At 42.6% G+C, this 2,656-nt stretch carries 3 protein-coding genes, 2 pseudogenes and 1 other annotated feature; of the genes and pseudogenes, 3 read left to right on the top strand and 2 right to left on the bottom strand.

Annotated elements, in window-relative coordinates:
- Positions 1–130 precede the first annotated feature (130 nt).
- Positions 131–385 (bottom strand): annotated as a pseudogene (locus tag HHA41_RS12855) (transposase); the annotation flags it as partial.
- A gap of 165 nt (positions 386–550) precedes the next feature.
- Here HHA41_RS12855 and HHA41_RS12860 point away from each other — a divergent pair.
- The 3 genes and pseudogenes from HHA41_RS12860 to HHA41_RS12870 all read left to right on the top strand — a co-directional run.
- Entirely contained in the window at positions 551–841 is a 291-nt protein-coding gene (locus HHA41_RS12860) for a type II toxin-antitoxin system HigB family toxin (RefSeq protein WP_016165531.1), read from the top strand.
- 1 nt (position 842) lies between these two features.
- A complete protein-coding gene (locus HHA41_RS12865) occupies positions 843–1,244 on the top strand; it encodes a helix-turn-helix domain-containing protein (RefSeq protein ID WP_035268402.1) in 402 nt (133 codons plus the stop codon).
- A gap of 138 nt (positions 1,245–1,382) precedes the next feature.
- A pseudogene (locus HHA41_RS12870) lies at positions 1,383–1,931 on the top strand (IS3 family transposase); the annotation flags it as partial.
- Positions 1,671–1,787, top strand: a sequence feature (AL1L pseudoknot). It overlaps the preceding pseudogene by 117 nt.
- Here the strand turns inward: HHA41_RS12870 and HHA41_RS12875 are convergent.
- The coding region (locus HHA41_RS12875) for an IS66 family transposase (RefSeq protein ID WP_289845812.1) at positions 1,862–2,656 on the bottom strand (795 nt) is incomplete at its 5' end. The pseudogene HHA41_RS12870 and the gene HHA41_RS12875 overlap by 70 nt on opposite strands.

A 2,656-nucleotide genomic window follows, 5' to 3' on the forward strand; every position in this document is an offset into this window, starting at 1 on the left:
GCTCGATCAAATATGTGGAATCACAACTCACTAATGCAAATGCACGGATAGCTGAATTAGAAAAACAGATTACAATGTAAAAAGACAAGTAACTGACGCTATGAATATCACTGATATTCGGGGCTGCTCAACCACAGAGTTTAATCAGACTTTGCACAAAGCCAGTGACCATACGTAAAGATAGACGGAATAAGGATTTAATCATTAAGCAGCATTGGATAGCTGCGTCGGAGTAGGTTTGATTTCGCCCTTGTTTGCCTTTTGATGGAGCATACCATTGCGTAGCAGGATCAAACCAAATGGCAATATTTCCGCGACTCATGAGTGCTCGGTTATATGCGGGCCAATTGGTTGTGCGGTAGATTTTGTGTGTAGGCTTCTTCATTTGAAAATTATATCGCTGAAAAAGCCTTTACAGATAGGTGTGTGCAACAAAGCCTCTGATAATTAATAAAGCGCCATTTGGCGCTTTATTCATCCTAGCCCTTCAATATTGCAAAATGCGATAATTTGTTTATACTTGATTTATAGCAAAATGCGATAAAATGTTATGCATGTGATCACCCACGCTAGAATTATAGAAGCAATGCACAAGTGGCCACAGGCTGAAACGGCATTAGATGGTTGGTATCGAACCATAAAGGCAAACGATCCGAAAGATTTTGCTGAGATGAAACAGCTCTTTCCAGCTGTCGATAAAGTTGGAAAGTTCCATGTATTCGATATTGGCGGGAACAAGATCCGACTTATTGCCGTCGTGATGTATCAAGCAAAACGTGTGTATATTCGTCATGTCTTGTCCCATAAAGAATATGACAAAGGTCATTGGAAGGAAGGTTAGTATGAACGCGATGATTAAACAGGCCGTAGACCACTGGCACTACGTTGCACCATTGCTCAGCAAGCCAGAAAATGAAGACGACTTTCATACACTTGTTGAAGCTTTAGATGAACTTTTAGATACCGTTGGTGATGACGAATCTAATCCTTTAATGGGGCTTATTCATCAGCTTGGTGATTTGGTTTCTGATTATGAAAATGAGCATCTTCCTATGCCTAAAGGGGATGGTCGTGCTGCTTTGGCTTTTTTGATGGAGCAACATGGTTTAGGTCAGTCTGACTTAGCAGAAGTTGCAACCCAATCTGTGATTTCTGAGATTTTAAGTGGTAAACGCCAACTGAATATTCGTCATATTAAGGCATTGTCTGAGCGGTTTAATGTATCGGCAGATACGTTTTTCTAAAAGATAGGGCGCCGTGAGCCGCTCTATTAGTAATCAATTTGAATTTCTTGTTAGTCTTGATATTTCAATTTAGCTTTGTTGCACAAACTGAACCGTACCGGGTTTGTCGGAGACCAACTTTCTTGAGAGAATGTTCCAATGACAAAACCAAAATATACCCCTGAAATCAGAGAAAGAGCGGTTCAATTATTGATTGAATCTGAAAAAGATTATCCTTCTACTTGGGCTGCAATCACAGCTATTGCACCTGAGCAGCATGCTGCGCAAGGGTTGTACTCCTGAAACATTGCGTGTTTGGTATTTAAAGCATATGGATCAACTAAATCCTGCCAAAGTACAACAGATATCTGACCAAGAAAAAATGAAGCAAATGGAACGTGAAATTAAAGAATTAAAACGTGCCAATGAAATTCTACGTAAAGCAGCCGCTTTTTTCGCCCAGGCGGAGCTCGACCGCCCACACAAATAATGGTGGATTTTATCCAGAACAATAAAGATCGATATGGTGTTGAAGCGATTTGTAGAATTTTACCGATTGCAGCTTCGACCTATTATCGGGCTTTAGATCTCGTTGATAACCCAGAACATCGAGCGAAACGTGTTCAGCATGATTTACATCATGCAGAGCAAATCAAACGTATTTGGAAAGAAAGTTTAGGTCGATATGGTGTGCGTAAGGTCTGGCAACCGTTATACCAATCGTTATCCAGATAGCGGCTTAAAGCTGGCCAACGCTTCAGAGTGTAATTGATCGCCTTGGCGGTTGGAAAACTCGATGGCACAGTCAGTTGATGTTGGTTGAGCCATTCATACAGTTGTTGCATCACCGGTTGACTATGCTGTTGTCGGTATTCGCGGCGCTGTTCTGCTGTACCATCGGTCTTTTTCCTGAGTTCTGCTTCTATGGCATACAGTTTCTGAATCAGCACTAATGCCTGTTCAGCGACCTGACTTTTTTTGGTCACATGCAGTTCATGGAATTTACGACGCGCATGCGCCATGCAGCCCACCTCAATGACCTGACCTGATTTAAAGCGTGCTTTATAACCGCTGTAATCATCACAGACCAGATGGCCCTGCCAGTCTTTCAGGAACGCTTCAGCATGCTGACCTGAACGACTATCCTGAAAGTCATAGATCACGGCTTGAACTGGATTGTACTGTGTAGTGGCATAGGCCCAGACATAACCTTTCTTCGGTTTTTTATCATTCTCACCCATCCGCATGATGGTGACCGGCGTTTCATCGGCATGGATCACCCGCTGTTGCAGCACCACCTGTTTTAAGGCATTGGCCAGGGTGCTGAGTACACGTCCAAACTGGGTAATCTTGGTGTCTTTCTTGCTGCTTTGATTCACTCTAAAGACTGAATGTTTGTCGCTGTAAAACGCTAAAGGCTTACCGTGCTGTTC

Source organism: Acinetobacter sp. A1 (assembly GCF_012371315.1).
Classification (GTDB): Bacteria; Pseudomonadota; Gammaproteobacteria; order Pseudomonadales; family Moraxellaceae; genus Acinetobacter.